The sequence below is a fragment of the Paenibacillus sp. sptzw28 genome (assembly GCF_019550795.1).
Taxonomy (GTDB): domain Bacteria; phylum Bacillota; class Bacilli; order Paenibacillales; family Paenibacillaceae; genus Paenibacillus_Z.
On sequence record NZ_CP080545.1, the window covers coordinates 3,028,021 to 3,046,343 of the forward strand.

An 18,323-nucleotide genomic window follows, 5' to 3' on the forward strand; every position below is an offset into this window, starting at 1 on the left:
GAGTGGAGTAACCGTTATGGCTAAGAAGGCGGTATTGTTTGATTTGGATGACACGTTGTTGTGGGACGATCGAAGCGTGAAGGAAGCTTTCGAAGCGACCTGCAATAAGGCATCTGCCGCGACCGGGGTAGATGCAGGAGCGCTCGAGGAATCGGTTCGGCGTGAAGCGCGTGCCTTGTACGAATCGTACGAGACGTTTCCGTTTACCAAAATGATCGGGATCAACCCGTTCGAAGGCTTGTGGGCCAATTTCCTCGAAGGTGATCAGGTTGACTTCAGGAAGCTTCAACAGCTCGCTCCCGGGTACCGCCGCGAAGCGTGGACGCGCGGCTTGAAAGCGCTTGGTGTAGACGACGCGGCGCTTGGCGCCGAGCTCGCCGAGCTGTTTCCGGCGGAGCGGCGCAAGCGCCCGATCGTATATGAAGAAACGTTCCGTGTTCTTGACCGGTTGAAAGGAAAATACAAGCTGCTGCTCCTTACGAACGGATCGCCGGATCTACAGAAGGAAAAGCTCGCGGGAGTGCCGGAGCTGGCGCCCTATTTCGATACGATCATTATTTCCGGAGAATTCGGCGAAGGAAAACCGGCCGCACCGATTTTCCGCCACGCGCTGGAGCGACTCGGTATCGAGCCGGAAGACGGTATAATGGTCGGCGATAAGCTTACGACGGATATTCTCGGTGCGAATACGATTGGAATGACCTCCGTTTGGATTAACCGCCATGGGGTTGTGCGAACGGATGAAATCGTCCCGACGCATGAGATAAAGCATTTGGAAGAGCTGCTTGCTTTATTAGGCTAAAGTATGTAATATCGGCACACATCAGAACCCGCAGACTATATTGATAGTGCGGGTTTTCCTGTATCATCCGAACCAGAGCGGGATACAAACGAACACTATTATATTCGTCTATCCTTGTAAAAGTTGGCGTTCCGACATTGTCTTGGAGTTGCTGTTCGCTGCTGAGTCCATTCCAGGGGCGAAGAAGGCACTTTGACCGCACCTTCTACAATTCTTCATTATAATCCGCGTTATGAAGTTGTTTCATCGCCAAAAGTTATGAACCCCAGCAGCTGTAAACAGGTAATCACCTTTTCCGCACTTTGTTCCGTGGATTCATTTTCGGTATCAATAATCAAGTCCGGCTGTTCCGGCTCCTCATACGGATCGGTGATACCGGTAAACTGAGTAATTTCACCGGCAAGAGCCCGCTGGTACAACCCTTTTACATCCCTTCGAATGCATTCCTTCAAAGTGCATTTTACATATACTTCTATAAAAGGATCGAGTTCGCGACGCAAAATATCTCTCATGCTTTTGTAAGGGGTAATAAACGAGCCCAGGACGATAACCCTGTTGCGAGAGAGCAGCTTTGCAATATAAGCCGCACGTTCGATATTTTTAAATCGGTCTTCCCGTGAAAAATTCAACTCCGCACATAGATGTTTACGGATTTCATCACCATCCAATATCTCGACAGGCAGCCCGGCTGCAGTCAGCTTCTCTTGAACCATACGACTGACGGTGCTTTTGCCGGAACCGGATAAGCCGGTAAACCATACCGTAACTCCTTTGTGCAATTGTTTCATTCCCCTCATTATTCGTAATAGTATAACTCCCTCTATTATCATATGAATCTCTAATGATTGCGTTTGGACTTTGGCGATCAGTCAAATCACTTGGGTGCATGTCATGAACTTTTCTAGGTGGAGGTACATACCATATGGAGGGGATTTGCGCCTGATCAATCACATAATCCGATTAAAGAAAGTCACAGTGAGAATGTAAAGGTGGAAGTTGAGTTTTCCAACTGAACAATGCCGCTAAAAAAATTGCCCTTGGCTGCAGTTAGCATGCCAGGGGCATTTAAACCTTCATTTAGCAGCTGCAGCACGCTAGTTTTGCGTTTTTAGGAATGACGGGTCTTCGAACGGATGCGCGATCCAGCCTTCCGTCTCAATAAACAGGCGGACTGCGACGATTTGACGATTGTCCATCAATGTAAAGAAGTGCGGTTTGTGCTCAGGTACGGAGATCACATCGCCGGCTTCCAGCTCGACGTCGAAATATCCGACTTCGTCGCTGCCCTTAATAATGAAAATACCGCGTCCGGCCGTAATGGCGCGAACCTCGTCCTCCGTGTGAGTATGCACCTGTTCGAATTTTTTAAGAATCTCGTCCAAGTTCGGCGTAGCGTCGGACAACGCGACGATATCCCATGTGAGGTAGCCGCGGCGTGAAGCGATGTCACGGATTTCTTCATCAAAAACTGTTAAAATTTGCTGTTTTTCCTCGTCGGAGAGAATAAATTTGTCCTGCAGTTCCGCCGGCAGCTTGCCGGGGTTCCAATGTTCATACAATACTTCCTGATTCTCAAGAAAGGCGCGGACGTTCTCTTCGCCCGAGATGCGCTCGTTCGTGTTCCGGATACGGATTTCAGCCATCGCGAGATCCCTCTTTCCCATAGATATTAATTCCGATAAGAATAATTATAAAACAAAGTAATCGGACTGTCGACAGAACCTTTTCACATCGCGCGGATTCTGGTAGACTAAGGGTTAATGATTTTTTCACTGCCGCGCTCGTCCAGGGATTGTTTGAAGGCGATGGACGCGGCTTCGGAAGGGAAGCTCATCGATGACGAAACCGACTATACAAGAAATGATGCAGAAACGAATTCTCATTCTAGACGGCGCAATGGGGACAATGATTCAGCAGGAGGATCTCGGTCCGGAAGACTTCGGCGGCGAGGAGCTTGAAGGCTGCAACGAGATGCTCGTCTTAACCCGGCCTGATGTGATTCGGAAAATCCACGAGGCTTATTTGGCCGCGGGTGCAGATATTTTGGAAACAAATACGTTCGGCGCTACGGGTGTTGTACTTGCCGAGTACGATATTACCGAGAAGGCACGGGAAATTAATCTGGCTGCTGCGGCTATTGCGCGGGAAGCGGCGGACAAGTTCTCTACGCCTGACCGGCCGCGTTTTGTGGCAGGCGCTATGGGACCAACGACAAAGACTCTCTCCGTAACCGGCGGAGTTACCTTCGACGAGCTTATCGAGAGCTATTACGAGCAGGCGGTTGCGCTTATTGAAGGCGGCGTCGACGCGCTGCTGCTCGAGACGTCCCAGGATACACTTAACGTAAAGGCGGGAACGATCGGTATTCGGAACGCCTTCGAAACGACCGGGAAGACGCTGCCGATCATGATCTCGGGTACGATAGAGCCGATGGGCACGACGCTCGCCGGCCAGAACATCGAATCGTTCTATATTTCGCTTGAACATTTGAACCCGATATCGATCGGCTTGAACTGCGCGACCGGCCCTGAATTTATGCGCGACCATATCCGTTCCCTCTCGGAAATCGCACGGACTGCGGTCAGCTGCTATCCAAATGCCGGTCTGCCGGACGAGAACGGCAATTATCACGAATCACCCGTTTCGCTGGCGAAGAAAATCGCCGCGTTCGCGGAGCAGGGCTGGCTCAATATCGCCGGCGGCTGCTGCGGGACGACACCGGATCATATCCGTGAGATGGCCGAGACGCTTGCAAACTACCCGCCGCGCACGAAGCAGGGCGACCACCCTGCGGCCGTGTCCGGCATTGAAACGGTGTTTATCGAAGCGGATAACCGGCCGATCATGATCGGTGAACGGACCAACATTTCCGGCTCGCGCAAATTCAAGCGGCTGATCAAGGAAGGCAAATTTGACGAGGCTTCGGAAATCGCCAGAGCGCAGGTCAAAGGCGGCGCGCATATTATCGATATTAACCTGCAGGATACCGATATCGACGAAGCATACGCCGTTAATCAATTTCTGCCTCAGGTCGTGAAGAAAATCAAAGTCCCGCTCATGCTCGACTCCACCTATGACCACATTATTGAGCTGGGATTGAAATATTCGCAGGGCAAGGCCATCATAAACTCGATCAACCTTGAAGATGGGGAGTCGAAGTTTGAGAAAATATTGCCGCTCATCCACCGCTACGGCGCGGCAGTCGTATGTATTCTGATCGACGAACGCGGACAGGCGGTATCGCGGGAAGCTAAGATGGAAGTTGCGGCCCGTTCATATGATCTGCTGGTTAACAAATACGGCATGGACCCTGAAGATATCATTTTTGACCCGAACATGTTCCCGGTCGGCTCCGGAGACCCGCAGTATATCGGCTCTGCAGTCGAAACGATCGAAGGAATTCGTCTCATTAAAGAGAAATTCCCGAAAGCGAAGACGATTCTCGGCCTCAGCAATATTTCTTTCGGGTTGCCGGATGCCGGCCGCGAGGTGTTGAATTCGGTTTATTTGTATCACTGTACCAAAGCGGGTCTCGACTATGCGATCGTCAACACGGAGAAGCTGGAACGTTACGCTTCAATCCCGGATGAAGAGCGCCGTCTTGCGGAAGAGCTCATTTACAATACCAATGACGATACGCTGGCTGCTTTTGTCGCTGCGTTCAGAGACAAGAAGATCGTGAAGAAGGAGAAAGCTTCCAATCTGACACTCGAGGAGCGGCTCGGTTCCTATGTGGTGGAAGGTACGAAGGAAGGGCTTATCCCGGATCTTGAGGAAGCGCTAAAGAAATATTCGCCGCTTGAAGTCATCAACGGACCGCTCATGAGAGGGATGGAAGAGGTCGGCCGGTTGTTTAACAACAACGAGCTGATTGTAGCTGAGGTGCTGCAGAGCGCAGAGGTGATGAAGGCGTCGGTCGCTCACCTGGAGCCTTTCATGGAGAAGGACGAGACGTCCGTGAAAGGAAAAATCATTCTGGCCACCGTAAAAGGCGATGTCCATGATATAGGGAAAAATCTGGTCGAGATCATCTTGTCCAATAACGGGTACAAAATCATTAATCTGGGCATCAAAGTACCTCCCGAGCAGCTGATTGAAGCCTACCGGAAGGAGAAGGCCGATGCGATCGGGCTCTCCGGCTTGCTTGTTAAATCGGCACAGCAAATGGTCATAACCGCGCAGGATATGCGCAGTGCAGGCATTGATGCGCCGATTCTGGTAGGCGGCGCGGCATTAACGCGCAAGTTTACGAAAACCCGTATCAGTCCGGAATACGATGGCTTGGTGCTGTATGCGAAGGATGCAATGGATGGACTCGATATTGCAAACAAGCTGATGAATCCCGAATTGAGACGGGTGTACGAGGATGACTTGGCGGCGTTCAAGGCGGCCGGCCACATCGAAGAGGAAGAGAAGAAGCCGCTTCCCGAGCTCACCAGGGCGGTCCGCTCCAATATTTCGGCGGATGCGCCGGTCTATATTCCGCCGGATCTTGACCGACATGTACTTCGTGACGTGCCGATTCCGCAAATCGTACCCTACGTAAATATGCAGATGCTGCTGGGTCATCACCTGGGTCTGAAGGGTAACGTGGAGCAGCTGCTGGCTGAACGCAACGAGAAAGCCGTGCAGCTTAAGGAAACGGTCGATACGCTGCTTCGTGAAGCGGCAACGAAGGGAACGCTGCATGCTCACGGCATGTACCGGTTTTTCCCGGCGCAGTCGTCGGGCAACGACATTATCATTTACGACCCGCAGGAGTCCGGACAGGAAATCAAACGATTCACCTTCCCGCGGCAGCACGTGGAGCCTTATCTTTGTCTGGCCGATTTCCTCAAATCGGTCGACAGCGGAGTGATGGACTACGTCGGGTTCCTCGTTGTGACCGCTGGGGAAGGCGTACGGGAGCAAGCAGGCGAACTGAAGGACAAAGGCGATTACTTGCGCTCGCACGCGCTGCAGTCGGTGGCACTGGAAGTGGCCGAAGGACTTGCGGAACGCGTTCATCATATGATGCGGGATACGTGGGGATTTCCCGATCCTCACGATATGACGATGAAACAGCGCCATGGGGCGCGTTATCAAGGCATTCGCGTTTCGTTCGGGTATCCCGCTTGTCCGAACCTTGAAGATCAGGAGCCGCTCTTCGACCTGATGAAGCCTGAGGATATTGGCGTACAATTGACCGAAGGGTTCATGATGGAGCCGGAGGCATCCGTCTCGGCGATGGTGTTTGCGCATCCGGAGGCGCAATATTTTAACGTGGAAAAGGCTTAACGGCACAAATATTCAGGGCGGCTATCGGCCTGGTCTGACATATGAAAAAAGTGATTCATCGCATACCCTCTGCAGTCGGTATAACCGCCACTGCCGAGGGTATTGCTATAGTAAGGATAAGGAGGAGAGCCGCTATGAATCTGACGTTTCTTGGAACGGGTGCAGGGAGACCGACGAAAGCGCGGAATGTCACGTCAATGGCGCTGTCGCTGCCAGGCCCTACAAATTTATTTTGGCTGTTTGACGCAGGTGAGGGTACACAGCACAGACTTCTCGGCAGCAAGCTGAAGTTAAATAAGCTGGAGCGGATTTTCATCACACACTTGCATGGCGATCATCTTTTCGGTTTACCGGGTCTGCTTAGCAGCCGTACTTACTTTGAAGGGTCAGTCCCTTTGAGCATCTGGGGTCCGCCGGGAATCCGCGCTTATCTGGAAGCTGTTTTCGAACATAGCGGCACTCGTCTTGAATACGAGCCGGAGATTATCGAAATATCGGAGGCAGGCCTGATAGCAGAGGACGACAGGTTCACGGTTGAAACGGCGGAGCTCGATCATCGGCTGCCATCTTTCGGCTTTCGGATCACCGAGAAGCCTTTGCCCGGGCAGTTGAATCTGGAGAAACTGAAGGAACTTGGGGTACCGCCCGGACCACTATACGGCAGGCTGAAAAAAGGCGAGGACATCACGCTGAGCAGTGGCAAAACCGTACGTTCGGCGGATGTAACGGGAAAGCCGGTTCATGGGAGAATCGTGACCATTCTTGGAGATACTTCGCCCTGCGACAGCGCAATTCGGTTGGCACAGGACGCAGACCTGGTGGTCCATGAAGCGACGTTTGCGGCTGGTATGGAAGAGAAAGCGGCCGCTTACGGCCATTCGACCGTACTGCAGGCTGCGCAGGTGGCAGCGAGCTCGAACGCAAAACGGCTGGCCGTCACACACTTCAGCTCGCGCTATGATGACGAAGCGGTCGCGAAGCTTGTTGAGGACGCGCAAACGATATTTCAGAATACCGTCGCCGCTTATGATTTGCTGGAGCTTAATATTCCGAGGACGGCTGACCAGTCTTAATATACCGGTAGACATTTAAAACGAAAATAACCCCTGTACCGAACCGCGTAAGCATTCTTGCGGCAAACGGTCAGGGGTTATTGGTGCAACCGAGCCCGGTTTATTCCTGTTCTTCCTGAAATTCCTGCTCGTCACGCATCTCCGAAGTCAATCCTTCGATGCTTTCGCTGCGGCGCGCATTCTTGGATTCCACATTGCTTTGCTCTTCGGATGAAATTTCGTCCGCATGCTCATTAAGGTACTCTTCCGCTTCGTTCATATTTTCTTCCGTATTTTCGATTGCATTTTGCAGATTGCTGACGTTGTCTTCGCGATTGTCCGGATGTGCCATGTTCTGTAGTTCCTCCTCTAAGATTATATTTGGTTAATTTTTCAAACCTTGTATAGCTTGTACAGTCTCAGGGCGGTCTATACAAAAACATTATGTCTCGAAAACGATCCGTTAACGAAACGCTGCTATTATGATGCTGTAAGCTGCATGCTACAAATCTAATGGCAAAATCGGAAAGGATGTTGCTTCCTGGATAGCGGAACTCATTTGCTCTTCGGCGTTTCTTTGGCGGGTTTGTCCATGCTTGATCCGACCGTTGCATCCCACCCGGAAGTCGCGCACGCCGTTATGGCCGGCACCCTTATTGGAAGTCACGCACCGGATTTTGATTCTCTGATGAGGCTGCGTGGGGAACCGGCGTATGTCCGCCACCACCGCGGGCTGACACACTCGCTGCCGGCGCCGGCGATATGGTCTGTGCTGCTCGGTTTCCCGCTTGCTTGGATGTTCGGGGTATTGGATGCCGGATGGACGGTCATCCTATGGACCTTTATCGCTGTCTGCTTACATATAAGTCTTGATTTATTTAACGCATACGGTGTTCAATGCCTGCGTCCGTTTTCCGCGAAATGGCGGCATCTTGACGTGCTTTGCCTGTTCGATCCGTACCTATTTGGATTACATGCCACAGCCGTTCTCATATGGCTGTCAGGCACATTCTCTCCCGGTCTTATGTTTGCTGCGGTATATTCCGCCAGTATCGCCTATATCGGGTGGCGCACGGCTCAGAGCGTACGCACGAAACGGAAGCTGCAAAGCGAATACCGGACTAATGGTCAAATAACGCTGATCCCAAGCATGTCGGGAGTTACGTGGCAATATGTTGCAGAGACGGACGACACCTATGCGATCGGTACGGTAAAACAGGGGAATATCTATCAGCAAGCAATACTCAGCAAGACGGGTCCGGACAGGTATCCGGCGGCCGCGAAGGCGACTCTAGGCACGCTTGGCGTCAGTGCGTTTCTCCATTTTGCCCAGAGCGTTCATGTCCAGGTTAAGGAACGGCAGGAAGGATATGAAGTAACGTGGAGCGACGTCAGATTTTGGCATAATGATAAAATGCCGTTCAGCGCGGCTGTTACGCTCGACCGGGATTTAAACGTGCTGCATGACAGGATCGGATGGAGCAAGAAAACATGGGAACCGCCTTATGTATAATTGATGGGCTGCCTTCCGGGAGGGTTCGACAGGACCGGGAGCGGCCTTTTTTTGCGTTATACGATTGCATGCCGAACATACATTCTGTACAATAAAGAGAATAGAATCGGAATGGTTTTAAGAAGGGGAGAATAATGGCATGAACCGGTGGACGGGGAAAGCATCAGGCTTGGACGAGTGGCTGCAGCTGCTTAAACAGCAACCGGAAATCATGGAAAATGTGACACATTGGCATACCATTCCGCCGCGTGAAGCGCGCAGTACGGAGATGCCGGCGGATATCCATCCCAAGCTTAGGGAAGCTCTGCAGGGACGGGGGATCGGAAAGCTGTTCGTACATCAGGCGGAAGCTTACCGCGCGGTGCGCGGCGGTCTGAACGTGGTCACTGTAACGCCGACGGCATCGGGCAAAACGCTCTGTTACAATTTGCCGGTGCTGCAGTCGCTGCTTGAGAACGATAGCGGCCGAGCGCTTTATTTATTTCCGACCAAGGCGCTGGCCCAGGATCAAGTCGCTGAGCTTCAGGAGCTGGCAGCGGCAATGGATGTCGATCTGAAGACGCATACATATGACGGCGATACTCCGCCTACGGTCAGACAGGTGATCCGCAATGCAGGACACATCGTCGTGACGAATCCGGATATGCTGCATTCGGCTATACTGCCGCATCATACGAAATGGGTCAAACTATTCGAAAATATAAAATATATTGTCATCGACGAGCTGCATTCCTACCGCGGAGTATTCGGCAGCCATGTGGCGAACGTTATCCGGCGGCTCAAGCGGATCTGCCGGTTTTACGGCTCCAGTCCGCAGTTTATTTGCGCTTCGGCGACCATTGATAACCCGGGCGAGCATGCGCAGCGGCTGATCGGCGAGCCGGTCAGGCTTGTCGACAACAACGGCGCTCCGATGGGAGAGAAGCATTTTATATGCTATAATCCGCCCGTCGTCAATAAACAGCTCGGCATACGCCGCAGCAGCGTTCTTGAATCGCGCAGGCTTGCCGCATCCCTGCTTCGCCAGGGGGTTCAGACCATCGTATTCGCACGCAGCCGCGTTCGGGTGGAGCTGCTTCTCACGTATTTGCAGGAGCTGGTGAAGGATGAACTCGGCACGAAAACGATACGGGGTTACCGGGGCGGTTACTTGCCCAAGCTGCGCCGAGAAATCGAGCAGGGCTTGCGCAGCGGCGAAATACGCGGAGTTGTCAGCACCAATGCGCTTGAGCTCGGTATCGATATCGGGCAGCTTCAGGCATGCGTGATGAACGGCTATCCGGGTACGATCGCAAGCACCTGGCAGCAGTCCGGAAGGGCGGGACGGCGCCAAGGCACCTCGGTGACGTTTCTTGTGGCAAGCAGCAATCCGCTTGATCAATATATGATCCAAAACCCGGACTTCTTCTTTAATCGTCCTCCGGAACGCGCGCTCATCCATCCGGATAATTTGCTGATCCTGATCGATCATGTGAAATGCGCCGCGTACGAGCTGCCGTTTGAAGCGGGAGAGAAATTCGGCGAGGAGTCGCTTGAGCACATGCTTGAGTTTCTGGTGGAAGAGAAGGTGCTGCACCGTGTGAAGGACCGGTGGTACTGGATGGAGCAATCGTTTCCGGCTCATGGCATATCGCTCCGTTCCGCAGCTCAGGAGAACTTCATTATAATCGATATGACGAGCGGCAGCCGCGTCTTGGGGGAAGTAGACCGGTTCAGCGCGCCGACGCTCATTCACGACGAAGCCATATATATTCATGAGGGCGTGCAGTATCAGGTCGAGAAGCTCGATTATCCTGAGAAAAAAGCATATGTACGCGAGGTCGACGTCGATTATTTTACCGATGCCAATATGGCCGTTGAGCTTAAGGTGCTGCATGTCGACAAGGAACGGCAGAGCGGCGATTTGCTGAGGCAGTACGGCGAGGTGACCGTCAACGCAAAAGCGACCATTTTCAAGAAAATCCGACTTAGAAGCCATGAAAATATCGGCAGCGGTCCGATTCATTTGCCTGAAGAGGAGCTGCATACGAGCGGCTACTGGTTCTCGTTCAGCGAGGAGGCGGCAGCGCGCAAGAGCGCTAACGATATGCAGCAGGCGCTGCTCGGTCTGGCGAACGTGCTTGTTCATCTTGCCCCGCTGTACCTGATGTGCGATCCGCTAGACATCCGAGTCGTACCACAAGTGAAGGCAGTCCATACGAAGCGTCCTACTATCTATTTCTATGACCGTTATCCGGGCGGCATCGGTCTCAGCGAGCGATTGTTCGAGGTGCATGACGAGCTGCTGCGGCAGGCCAAATCGCTCATCCGCTCCTGTACCTGTTTGAGCGGCTGTCCGGCGTGTGTGGGACCGATCGAAGAGGTAGGATTGCTCGGCAAATCACTTGCGCTGGACCTGATCGAGGAAGCGGGTATATTGCAATGAGCGGGCTGCGCGACAGACTGCTTCGGCTTAGAGGTTCAAGTGCCGCGGGAGCTGCTGAATCTCCCGGCGCCGATGAGTCTTCTGAGGCGCTGCAAGCGTTGGAGCTTGCAAGCGAGGCGGACGGAAAGACAGACAATCGTTCGGCTGATGAGGAACTGACAGACCCGAAGCATGAAACGGTGAACGGCTATGCAGACGACATCGAAGTGCTGACTTCCGACTGGGATGACACCGGCGTCCAGATCATCCGAACTGCGGAAGGCAGCTTTCTTCTGCGGGAGACCCGTTATCCTTTAGAGCACCGGCACGGAATTCATCAATTGTCCGAGCTGCATGAAGCGTCGACGGGACTATCAGCCTTTCAATCGCCGGTTAACGCACCAAAGCCGGTGAGATTAAGCCGTATAGGTGGATTAAACGGCAGCCCAAGCGGAATGCCGGGGACTAACATTGAGGCAATCGCCGTGAAGCCGGAAAAGGTGTTGTTTCTCGATTTGGAGACGACGGGACTTGGCGTCGGCGCCGGCAATGTGCCTTTTATGGTTGGCCTCGGTTTCGCCGAAGGTGAGTCGTTTGTCGTTCAACAAATGCTCATTCGTCATCCGGCGGAGGAGCGGGCGATGCTGGGCTATCTGTGTGAGAAGCTGCTGATGTATTCGCATCTTATCACCTACAACGGTCGGACATTCGATTGGCCGGTATTACTGAACCGGTTCATCCTTAATGGTTTCCGTACATTCAGGTGGGAGCCTATCCATATTGACCTGCTTCATCCATCTCGGAGCATATGGCGCAATACGCTTGCCTCCTGTCGTCTTAGCCATGTGGAGGAGGAGCGGCTCGGAATCGTCCGTACCGACGATGTGCCCGGTTCGCTGGCTCCCGCCATCTACTTTCAATTTCTGGCCGACGGGAAGCCTGACCCGCTGCTCGGCGTCTTTCTCCACAATGAATCGGACATGCTGTCACTGGCTTGTCTGGCGATCCGATTCGGGCATTTGCTAAGTGGGGGGCTCGGCACTCGCGTCTCCAATCCGACCGAACCGGAAGAGCTTCTGCGCACCGGCTTATGGCTGGAGAAGATGGGTGCGGCGGAACATGCCGCTCCCTTGTTTAGCCTTCTCGAAGCAGACAGTCGTACCCCGGCTTCCTGCTTAACCGCACTGGCGGACAGGGACAAGAAATGTGGAAATTGGACGCGTGCTGTGTTATTGTGGCAGAAGGCCGTACATATGGCGCAACACGCTTCGTGGCCGGACTGGGATGCTCATATCGAGCTTTCCATGTACTATGAACATAAGACCAAACAGTTCGATGCGGCTCTGGCGCTTGCCGAAACGGCACTTGAGCTCGCGCAGCGGCGTTATACAAGTATGCGGATCGACGCGAAACGCCGTGCTGAACTGGAAAGCATCCACAAACGGGTCGAACGGTTGCGGGTGAAATCAGGGAGGCTGTATGGATGAGGGAACTGCGATTTGCGATACTTGGCTTCGGTAATATTGCAAAAACACATATGACTGCGCTTCGCGCGCTGCCTGTTATAAAGAAAACGCCGGTTGTACCGGTGCTTGATACACTTGTAACAAGAAGACCGGACGTCCATCAAGCACAGGCCGAAGCGATCGGCTTTCGCCGCGTAGTCGATTCGGCCTCGAAGGCTGCCGCTGACGAACGTCTGCATGCGTTTGACGTCTGCACTCCGAACGCAAACCACTTCGACGATGTTATGGCGGCACTGTCGGGAAGTAAGGCTATATACTGCGAGAAGCCTGTAACGGAAGAGTACAGTCGTTCTCTAGAGCTGCACCGCAGAGTAAGTGAACAGCCTGAAGTTCTGCAGCAGCTTGCCTTTACTTTCCGGTATCATCCTGCCGTTATGCGAATTAAACGCTGGCTGCAGGAAGGAATTGTCGGCGATATTCTGCAGTGCAAAATCTCCTACCGCCGCTCCGGTTATCTCAGTCCGGAGCGCCCGGTAAGCTGGCGATTGCAAAGCGGTATGTCGGGAGGCGGCGCGATTAGCGATCTCGGCGTTCATGTCCTCGATCTTCTGCGCCATTGGTTCGGAGAGCTGGATGAAGTCAGCGGAAGAACCAAAACCTATGTCCGGAAACGTCCGGATGCGGAAACAGGTGAAATCGTCGATGTTGATGTGGACGATTGGGCGATGATGCATTATACAACGGAGTCCGGAATAAGCGGAACGGCTGAGGTTTCACGGATAGCGCTTGGATCCGACGCATTCGATATTCAAATTGTGGGTGCGCAAGGCTCCATAACATGCGATCTGGAGCGCCATACGATACCGGCGGTCCATCTCCTGCATGGCGGTACAACGGCATTGCCGATACCAGATTCCTTAACCCTGCTGCCGGATGAGAAAGCGACCATGGGTGTGGCGGTAGACACACATTTCGGCTCCCTGCATCATTTTATTTGGCGTTTTGCCGGAGAAGACCGCTGGGCGGGACTCGCTCCGACAATTGAAGACGGAATTAAGACTGAATATTTGATAGACCGCGTGCTGAAACAAAATAAGGAGTGGAACACCAATGACTGATTCCGGTGCGGCTCTGCGCGGACTCCTTATCGACTTGGACGGCACCCTCTATAACGGCCGCCAAATGGTCGATGGAGCGGACACGTTAATACATATGCTCCGCGCCCGAAGTGCGCGTTATCTATTCGTAACAAACAATTCTTCAGCCTCTCCGGAAACCGTCGCGGACCGGTTGAATGCGATGGGAATTCCCGCTGAGCCGCAGGATGTTTGCACATCCGCTCAGGCGGCTGCATCTTATATTGCGGAGCGGCAGAAAGGCGCGCGTGTTTTCGTGGTAGGAGAAGAAGGGCTGAGAAACGCTCTTACCGACCAGGGTTTACAGGTCGTAGAGGATAATCCGGATATCGTCGTCCAGGGCATCGACCGCAGCTTGACTTATGACCGCTTATCCACCGCAGTCCGGCATATTCTCGGCGGTGCAGCTTACGTCCTTACGAATCCTGATGTGCTGCTTCCTTCGGACGGCGAACTGCTTCCCGGGGCCGGAACGATCGCTGCCATGCTTCGAACGGCGACAGGCGTGGAGCCGGCGCTGATCGGCAAGCCTTCCGCAATACTGATGAATTTCGCGCTGGAACGGCTGGGATTAACTGCTGCAGAAACCTGGGTGGTCGGCGATAACCCGGCGACGGATATTGCAGCGGCTCAGGCTTCAGGCTGCTATTCCGCTCTAGTGCTTACCGGACTCGCGACGAAGGACAATTATAACCGGCTTCTTCAAGCCGCCGGTGTCATCGCGGACGCGGTATTTGATGATTTACATAAACTTAAGTTACATGTAGACGATAAGCTTCAGAGGTCCATTAACTAACTGGAAGGAAGATAGACGATGCCGGAATGGCCGGAAATGGAAACCTATCGCAAACTGCTCGCGGAGCGCATCGTGGGTCAGCCGGTTACGCAAGTCGAAGTGACAAGGCCGAAATCGATTAATGTAGAACCGGATATATTCTCGGAGCAGCTGATCGGAAGGACGGTGTTGTTTGTAGAGCGCCGCGGTAAAATGCTTCTGTTTCATCTTGACAATGGGAAGCGTCTTCTACTCCATTTGATGCTTGGAGGGATGATCCGCTTCGGACCGCCCGGGGAGATACAGGACCGATCGGTGCAGGTGGCCATCGGCTTCCCTGCGGGTGTCATGTGTTTTATCGGACTGAGGCTCGGTTATATTCATTTGTACACCGTAAAGGAAGTCGAGGCTCATCTGGCCAAGCTCGGGCCGGATCCATTCGATAAGAGATTGACATTCGAGCGTTTCAAGAAGCTGTTTGCCGGCAAACGCGGCTCACTCAAAACGACGCTAGTCAACCAGCAGGTCGTATCCGGCATCGGCAATTGCTATGCGGATGAAATCGCGTTCGACGCTGGAATCAGGCCGGATGCGCGTATAAGCGAGCTTGAGCCTGATACATGGGAAAGGCTCTACAATTCGATGCACAGCGTACTGAAGGAGGCGGCGTCTTACGGCGGCTATATGGAGATGCCGCTGACTGCCGACGATACGCTGACAGGCGGTTTCAATGACCGCTGCAGGGTCTACGACCGTGACGGACAGCCGTGCCTCAGATGCGGTGGAACCGTGGAACGGGGCGAGATCAACTCGCGAAAAATGTTTTTCTGCCCTTCCTGCCAGAAAGGTAGGTAACAGAGCATGCGCGCCGGCTGTCATGTATCGACCAGGGGCGGTTACCTTGAGGCGGCCAAGAGAGCCGCTTCGATTAGAGCAGAGGGATTTCAATATTTTCCGAAAAATCCGCGCAGCCTTCTTATTAAGAAATTCGATGCGGCGGATGCGAAGCGCTGTGCGGATTTTTGCCGGGAGAGAGGAATCGTCTCGATTGCTCACTCTCCTTACCCGACGAATGTTGCCGCTGAAGATCCCGACCATCGGGCACGAACGGTAATGTCGATTTTAAACGATTTGGAAATTGCGGAAGCTTGCGGTTCGCTGGGTGTCGTCGTCCATTTTGGTGTATATAAAGGCTCCGATTCTCTTGAGGGCTATAGAAACGCCATTCAGGCGATAAGTGCAGTAACCTCCCAGTGGAACGGAAACGCCAAGCTGTTGATCGAGAATCAGGCGGGCGACCATACCTTCATGGGAACTACGATGGAGGAGCTCGCGCAAATTCGCGGTTTGTGTGTCGCTCCCCACAAAATCGGCTTTTGTCTGGATACGTGCCATTTGTTCGCAAGCGGCGTATGGGACGGGAAACCGAACGCGCAATGGCTGGATAATGCGGATAGGCTCGGAGTTCTGGCGCATATAAAGGCGATTCACCTTAATGACTCTGTTTATCCTTCGGGAGAGAAACGCGACCGGCATGCCGTGATCGGTCAGGGCTTCATTGGAGAAAAAGGTTTCTCCTGGCTGCTGGGCCACCCTGCTTTCACGGAAACGCCGTTTATCCTTGAGACGCCGGCAGGCGCAGACGGTACTCACCTTGATCAGCTTGAACGAATACGCCGATGGGGAGGACAATGATGATAAACGTTTATTTGGATGATTACCGGCCATGTCCAGTTGGCTTCACACCAGCTAAAAACGCCGAAGAATGCAGGCTGCTTCTGGAACACGAGGAAGTGGACATTTTATCACTCGATTACGATTTGGGGTGGGGACAGCCGACCGGTCTTGAGGTTGCCCGGTACATAGTGGAAAGCGGCCGTTACCCGAGGTCCATTTATTTTCATACATCGAGCCCTGAAGGGCGAACGCAGATGGTTCATCTGCTGCTCAAGCATGCACCGTCTCACGTGAATATTCATAACGGTCCGATGCCCGGGTAACCATACTGTCAGGCTCGCCCGGGCATGTGAAATAACGGAGGAACCTAATATGATAAACCTACAGGAAATTACGTTACGCCGCGGCGAACGGGATATATTGCAGAGCGTGGACCTTAGAATGAATGATGGCGAACATTGGGTCATTCTCGGTCGAAACGGCTCGGGCAAGACGACTTTGCTTGAAATGATGACCGGATACCTGTTTCCCTCTTCAGGGACGGTCGATGTACTCGGGTATCGGTACGGCTCATGCGATGTCCGGGAAGTCCGGAAAGAAATCGGCTACATCAGCCAATCCGTGATCGAGAAACTGTCGCTGAGCGATCCGGTTTGGGAAGTTGTCGCAACCGGGGAGTATGCGTTTTTGCGGTTTTATCAAACCATTGATGAGAACGTACGGCTCAAGGCGCTGCGTTTGATCGATCAGGTCGGACTTGGTTCTATGGCGGAGCAGCCGTTCGGCACGCTCTCTCAAGGCGAGCGGAAGAAGGTGCTTCTTGCCAGGTCGCTTATGGCGGGTCCCAAGCTTCTCGTTTTGGACGAGCCATGTGCGGGACTTGATCTGCATGAGCGTGAAAAGCTTCTTCTCGATCTCGGCAAGCTAAGCGGACGTGGATTGATGATTGTATATGTGACGCACCATCTCGAGGAAATTATTCCACTGTTTACTCATGTGGCTCTTATACATGAAGGACGCATTACCGCAGCCGGACCCAAGGAGGAAGTGTTGAACGGTGAAGCGCTCAGCCGGGCGTACGATTGGCCCGTAGAAGTTGACTGGGTGAATGGCAGGCCCTGGATTCGGGCGGTATCAGGAGGAGTAGAACGTTGAGTCAATGGATAGGGACGGCTAATTACGGATTTGCGGCATACGCGATGGAGGAACTGCGGCGGTTATTTAATGACATTAAATTCACGCAGCTTTCAGCGAATGAAATATTCCGGATGGAATTGACGCTCGGCCGCGAAGAGGTATTATCGGCGCTTAGTGATAACGAGCCGATGTTCTTGCGGCATATCCAGCCGGTCGACAGGACGTTACCGATTCACGGCAATGCCGATGATTTACAGGCATTATCAGAGCTGGTCCGCCATGCCCGTTTGCGATGCGAGGGCCGAACCACGGCCGTTCATCTGCGGCGTGCGGACAGCACGCCTTTCCTGTATTCGGCCGCCGATACGAAGGCCGTCATCGACGCTGTTCTGACTGAAATGGGCTGTGAACCGACGATGCAAGCGCCGGAGCTCATCTTATCCATCTATGCGGGAAGAACGGAGCTCTGTATCGGATGGGGAACGCCGGAGGAACAGTTATCTGATTGGCCTGGAGGAGCAGTTCGGTTTCAACGAGAGGATGGTCAAATCTCCCGCGCCAAATTCAAGCTTTTGGAGGCGGAGAGGGAGTTTAAACTGGACTTTGCCGGCTTTCGCCAAGCGTTGGATATCGGTGCCGCTCCAGGCGGGTGGACTCATCTTCTGCTTGAACGGGGCTTGAAGGTTACGTCGGTGGATCCGGCGGAGCTTCATCCGTCTTTATCCAGCTACCCCAGGCTGACATATTTGAAGAAGAACGCTTCGGACGTGGAATTCAAACACGGTACCTTTGATCTGCTCGTCTGCGATATGAGCTGGAGCCCGATGCAAATGTCGAAGCTGGTGCTCGAACAGATTACTGCGCTGGCGGAAGGAGCCACCGCAATCATCACGGTGAAATTAATGCACAAGAAGCCGCTGCAAACGATACGCGATGTCATTGCAAGGCTGAGTGAGTCTTTCGAATTGAAGAAGGCCAAACAATTGTTTCACAACCGTGATGAAATTACGTTATATTTAATTAAACGTTAAAATAAGTTATACGCTTATTATGGGAAAGCATCCCGATCTACAGACTCAGGTCT

At 53.1% G+C, this 18,323-nt stretch carries 16 protein-coding genes; 13 read left to right on the forward strand and 3 right to left on the reverse strand.

Features of this window, described 5'->3' with window-relative positions; genetic code table 11:
* The first annotated feature begins 16 nt into the window (after window positions 1-16).
* On the forward strand, window positions 17-802 hold the full coding sequence (locus KZ483_RS13475) for an HAD family hydrolase (protein ID WP_220353154.1): 786 nt from the start codon (window positions 17-19) through the stop codon (window positions 800-802).
* A gap of 230 nt (window positions 803-1,032) precedes the next feature.
* On the opposite strand, the gene cysC is transcribed toward KZ483_RS13475, so the two are convergent.
* Window positions 1,033-1,632 (reverse strand): adenylyl-sulfate kinase, encoded by a 600-nt coding sequence (cysC, locus tag KZ483_RS13480; protein ID WP_309568666.1) that lies wholly within the window; start codon window positions 1,630-1,632, stop codon window positions 1,033-1,035.
* 264 nt (window positions 1,633-1,896) lie between these two features.
* Complete coding sequence (locus tag KZ483_RS13485) at window positions 1,897-2,445, reverse strand: 1,2-dihydroxy-3-keto-5-methylthiopentene dioxygenase (protein ID WP_220353156.1); 549 nt, start codon at window positions 2,443-2,445, stop codon at window positions 1,897-1,899.
* A gap of 193 nt (window positions 2,446-2,638) precedes the next feature.
* Here KZ483_RS13485 and metH point away from each other — a divergent pair, with 193 nt between their 5' ends.
* Together metH and rnz are read left to right on the forward strand one after the other, a co-directional pair.
* Complete coding sequence (metH, locus tag KZ483_RS13490; RefSeq protein ID WP_220353157.1) at window positions 2,639-6,079, forward strand: methionine synthase; 3,441 nt, start codon at window positions 2,639-2,641, stop codon at window positions 6,077-6,079.
* A gap of 134 nt (window positions 6,080-6,213) precedes the next feature.
* Window positions 6,214-7,152: a ribonuclease Z gene (gene rnz, locus KZ483_RS13495; protein ID WP_220353158.1), complete on the forward strand. Its 939-nt coding sequence runs from the start codon at window positions 6,214-6,216 to the stop codon at window positions 7,150-7,152.
* Window positions 7,153-7,252: 100 nt separating this feature from the next.
* On the opposite strand, the gene tlp is transcribed toward rnz, so the two are convergent.
* Window positions 7,253-7,483 carry a small acid-soluble spore protein Tlp gene (gene tlp, locus KZ483_RS13500; RefSeq protein ID WP_220353159.1) on the reverse strand — a complete coding sequence of 77 codons (231 nt, stop codon included), beginning with the start codon at window positions 7,481-7,483 and terminating at the stop codon, window positions 7,253-7,255.
* A gap of 189 nt (window positions 7,484-7,672) precedes the next feature.
* On the opposite strand from tlp, the gene KZ483_RS13505 reads away from it, so the two are divergent.
* The 10 genes from KZ483_RS13505 (at window position 7,673) to KZ483_RS13550 (ending at window position 18,270) form a co-directional block, all read left to right on the forward strand.
* The gene (locus tag KZ483_RS13505) at window positions 7,673-8,644 is read left to right on the forward strand and encodes a metal-dependent hydrolase (RefSeq protein ID WP_220353432.1); all 972 of its coding nucleotides are present in this window, start codon (window positions 7,673-7,675) and stop codon (window positions 8,642-8,644) included.
* 139 nt (window positions 8,645-8,783) lie between these two features.
* Window positions 8,784-11,069 (forward strand): DEAD/DEAH box helicase, encoded by a 2,286-nt coding sequence (locus KZ483_RS13510; RefSeq protein WP_220353160.1) that lies wholly within the window; start codon window positions 8,784-8,786, stop codon window positions 11,067-11,069.
* Window positions 11,066-12,535 (forward strand): ribonuclease H-like domain-containing protein, encoded by a 1,470-nt coding sequence (locus KZ483_RS13515; protein ID WP_220353161.1) that lies wholly within the window; start codon window positions 11,066-11,068, stop codon window positions 12,533-12,535. Before KZ483_RS13510 ends, KZ483_RS13515 begins: the two co-directional genes overlap by 4 nt.
* Window positions 12,532-13,632 (forward strand): Gfo/Idh/MocA family protein, encoded by a 1,101-nt coding sequence (locus KZ483_RS13520; protein ID WP_220353162.1) that lies wholly within the window; start codon window positions 12,532-12,534, stop codon window positions 13,630-13,632. The genes KZ483_RS13515 and KZ483_RS13520 overlap by 4 nt, the downstream gene beginning before the upstream one ends.
* Window positions 13,625-14,446: a TIGR01457 family HAD-type hydrolase gene (locus KZ483_RS13525; protein ID WP_220353163.1), complete on the forward strand. Its 822-nt coding sequence runs from the start codon at window positions 13,625-13,627 to the stop codon at window positions 14,444-14,446. Before KZ483_RS13520 ends, KZ483_RS13525 begins: the two co-directional genes overlap by 8 nt.
* An 18-nt stretch (window positions 14,447-14,464) precedes the next feature.
* The gene (locus KZ483_RS13530) at window positions 14,465-15,280 is read left to right on the forward strand and encodes an Fpg/Nei family DNA glycosylase (RefSeq protein WP_220353164.1); all 816 of its coding nucleotides are present in this window, start codon (window positions 14,465-14,467) and stop codon (window positions 15,278-15,280) included.
* 6 nt (window positions 15,281-15,286) lie between these two features.
* Window positions 15,287-16,120: a deoxyribonuclease IV gene (locus tag KZ483_RS13535; protein WP_220353165.1), complete on the forward strand. Its 834-nt coding sequence runs from the start codon at window positions 15,287-15,289 to the stop codon at window positions 16,118-16,120.
* On the forward strand, window positions 16,120-16,425 hold the full coding sequence (locus KZ483_RS13540; protein WP_220353433.1) for a cyclic-phosphate processing receiver domain-containing protein: 306 nt from the start codon (window positions 16,120-16,122) through the stop codon (window positions 16,423-16,425). Before KZ483_RS13535 ends, KZ483_RS13540 begins: the two co-directional genes overlap by 1 nt.
* A 49-nt stretch (window positions 16,426-16,474) precedes the next feature.
* The gene (locus KZ483_RS13545) at window positions 16,475-17,257 is read left to right on the forward strand and encodes an ABC transporter ATP-binding protein (protein ID WP_220353166.1); all 783 of its coding nucleotides are present in this window, start codon (window positions 16,475-16,477) and stop codon (window positions 17,255-17,257) included.
* Window positions 17,254-18,270 carry an SAM-dependent methyltransferase gene (locus tag KZ483_RS13550; RefSeq protein WP_258881686.1) on the forward strand — a complete coding sequence of 339 codons (1,017 nt, stop codon included), beginning with the start codon at window positions 17,254-17,256 and terminating at the stop codon, window positions 18,268-18,270. Before KZ483_RS13545 ends, KZ483_RS13550 begins: the two co-directional genes overlap by 4 nt.
* Window positions 18,271-18,323: the final 53 nt, after the last annotated feature.